Origin of the sequence: Bacillus sp. C30 (assembly GCF_040838255.1) — a bacterium.
In the GTDB taxonomy this organism is placed as follows: Bacteria; Bacillota; Bacilli; order Bacillales; family Bacillaceae_G; genus Bacillus_A; species Bacillus_A mycoides.
Map to the genome: position 1 here is coordinate 1 of NZ_JBFPJH010000403.1, position 2,705 is coordinate 2,705.

General features: G+C 34.9%; 4 protein-coding genes. 2 read left to right on the forward strand and 2 right to left on the reverse strand.

What is annotated here, in order from left to right; genetic code table 11:
• Positions 1-14: 14 nt before the first annotated feature.
• Positions 15-1,064 carry a ribosome small subunit-dependent GTPase A gene (rsgA, locus tag AB3X49_RS20885; protein WP_002031441.1) on the reverse strand — a complete coding sequence of 350 codons (1,050 nt, stop codon included), beginning with the start codon at positions 1,062-1,064 and terminating at the stop codon, positions 15-17.
• A gap of 182 nt (positions 1,065-1,246) precedes the next feature.
• Complete coding sequence (locus tag AB3X49_RS20890; protein WP_016120059.1) at positions 1,247-1,774, reverse strand: DinB family protein; 528 nt, start codon at positions 1,772-1,774, stop codon at positions 1,247-1,249.
• A 196-nt stretch (positions 1,775-1,970) separates the two neighbouring features.
• Between AB3X49_RS20890 and AB3X49_RS20895 the strand changes: the two genes are divergently transcribed.
• Positions 1,971-2,318 (forward strand): DUF4257 domain-containing protein, encoded by a 348-nt coding sequence (locus tag AB3X49_RS20895; protein WP_000426320.1) that lies wholly within the window; start codon positions 1,971-1,973, stop codon positions 2,316-2,318.
• 84 nt (positions 2,319-2,402) lie between these two features.
• On the forward strand, positions 2,403-2,627 hold the full coding sequence (locus AB3X49_RS20900; protein WP_002012407.1) for a hypothetical protein: 225 nt from the start codon (positions 2,403-2,405) through the stop codon (positions 2,625-2,627).
• Positions 2,628-2,705: the final 78 nt, after the last annotated feature.

Genomic DNA, 2,705 nt, shown 5'->3' on the forward strand with positions numbered 1-2,705 from the left:
AGTCCTTTGGTTTTTTACATTTTTTTATGTTGTTTAGAAATCTTCTTCCACTTATCACGCTCAGCTCTTGCGAGAATAGCATCTTGTTTTCTCATAAAATACGCCAATTCTCTTTGCAACTTTTTATAGCTTTGCAAACGATTTATCGTCATTAGCCCGTTATCAATTGCTTTATGCACTGCGCATCCTGGTTCATTCTCATGTTTACAATCTCGAAAGCGGCATGTTTTTGCAAATTCTTCAATATCAGAAAATGTTGTTTGGATTGCATCGCTTCCTTCCCAAAGTTGTAACTCCCTCATGCCAGGAGTATCAATGACTAAGCCCCCACTCGGTAGTTGGAACAGCTCACGATGAGTTGTCGTATGCCGCCCTTTACTATCTTCCTCACGTATATCTCCCGTTTTCGCTATCTCAATTCCTACGAGTGCATTTAACAAAGTAGATTTTCCAACCCCTGATGAGCCGACTAAAGCAATTGTTTTTCCTGAAGCAACAAATTGTTGTAATGAGTCAATACCTCTATGCTCTAAACTATCGACGACGAAGACCGGAACACCAATTGCAACAGCTTCCGTTTCTACAATTTTTTGTTCCACATCTTCACATAAACTACTTTTTGTTAAAACAATAACAGGCATTGCACCACTTTCATACGCTAATAGTAAATAACGCTCCAACCTTCTTACGTTAAAATCATGGTTAAGTGCATTCACTAAAAATAGATAATCTACATTTGTTGCGATAATTTGTTCTTCAGTTCTGTTACCAGCTTCTTGTCTTGAAAAAGAACTTCTTCTCGGAAAAATACGGTGAATAATTGCCTTTTTCTCATTTTCTATTTTCTTTATATACACCCAATCCCCAACTGCCGGATAATCTCCCTTCGTTAACGCTTCATGACGAAACTTCCCAGACAGTTCCGCTACATATTCACCATCATTACAAATAATCCGATATATATGCTTATGCTCAAGTAAAACACGCCCTACTTCATAGTTCTCTACAGCTTGTTCTTCAAAAAAAGAATCCCATCCGAAAGATTCTAAAATATTTTGATCCAAATTGATATCCTCCCTAGTTTGAACTTAGTGGAAGGATTGTGCGCTCACTTATAGAGTATCGCCCTTTCCATCCACCTTTGTATTTGGTTTATTATTCATATAAGTTAATTTCGCCATAATACATCACCCCGTTCTAATTTTAATTACTCTCATTATATGGAATATCCCATTAAAAAGCTACCTTATTTAACGTAATTTTCAAATAACTTATTTTTTAGCATTTTAATTTGTCCGCGATGACTAATTTCATCTTCTAGCACATGAAACCAAAGGTAGTGCTGATTATACGCTACGCCATTAGGCCACTTTCTTTCTGACATTAGCCATTCGTCATCCTGTTCACTCAAACACTTTAGTGTTTCTTCTCTCACTTTTTGCAAAAGTTGTACATAATACGGTATGTCATAGCCACGAATAGATTTCCCTGCTTCCCCTAAATACAGTGCATCTTCCCATATTTCTAATTCTTCTTTTGTAAAGTCACGCTTTTGAAATGAAATAAGCTGATGTGCTTTTTCAATAGCTGCTATATGTTTTAATAAGGCGCCAATTGAATTCCCACCACTTGGCATAATTAAATCTAATTGCTCAACTGATAGATCGTTTATTTCCTGTAATGTTACAGCCCTCGTATGTTCCAGCATGCTTACTAATTCCCCTATATTTTTTGTATAACCATCTACACTTCTTATTCGATAATCTATATTCATATCACGCACCCCTTTCTACATTCATATTAAGGAATAACCGCTTCATATAATAGACTGAAATATATCAGATTTTTCTGTTATAATTAAATTGAATACGGAATAAACCTAAATAAACTTTCTCAATATGCTTATATGAAATATTAAAAGGAATCAATATAAAATTATCGAATCTTATTCACTAAAAGGAGTGGATTCGATGGAAATGTATCAATGGCTAACCGCAGTTCTCGTTGGTGGCATTACTGGCTTCGTTTCCCATCTAATCAATAACCAAGGCAAGTTATTGCTTCCACGCCGTTTAAAAACTTTTTTTCATTTTGGATTTTTAACTGATATTTTTACAGGTAGCCTCGCCGCACTTCTTGGACTCGTTTTATTCGATGTCACCTTAATAAAAGAAATTATAAAAGTCTCCATTGTGACCGCTATTTCCGGTCAAACGTTTTTACTTCACCAAGCTCTTGGTGGTGAACAGGCTAAAAATACGCAAATTGGGAAAGCTGATGAGAAAATCCAAGAAATTGACAAACTATTACGACGTTAGTCTATACTTTCTCTAAAAATTATTGTTATAATAAAAAATAAATATTTTCTATTGCGTCGTTTGTCAGAAGAAAGGGTGTTTCGTATGACAAAAAAGAAAATAGAAGATTTCTTAACAAACACCGAAAAAGAGGAACTGCTAGAAAACTATAAATGTTTACGAGAAGCCCGCACAAAAAGCGAAGCTAACTATTTTGGTGAGGCAGTAGACCATCTATTAAATAAAGTAAAAAAACGAATTATTGAAGAAGCAGGAATACATGATGAAAATGCGGCAACAGTTCAATCTAAACGAAAAGCACTGTTTTAGCTAAAACAGTGCTTTTTATTACGGCATTTTTCACATTACTTTCACATCTATTTCACAAATATAAGTATTCCTATATGT

What these genes read in the sequence shown, in the direction of transcription:
- AB3X49_RS20895 (WP_000426320.1), top strand. Translation starts at nt 1,971, where the DNA reads ATGGAAATGTATCAATGGCTAACCGCAGTTCTCGTTGGTGGCATTACT.
- AB3X49_RS20900 (WP_002012407.1), top strand. Translation starts at nt 2,403, where the DNA reads ATGACAAAAAAGAAAATAGAAGATTTCTTAACAAACACCGAAAAAGAG.
- AB3X49_RS20890 (WP_016120059.1), bottom strand. Translation starts at nt 1,774, where the DNA reads ATGAATATAGATTATCGAATAAGAAGTGTAGATGGTTATACAAAAAAT.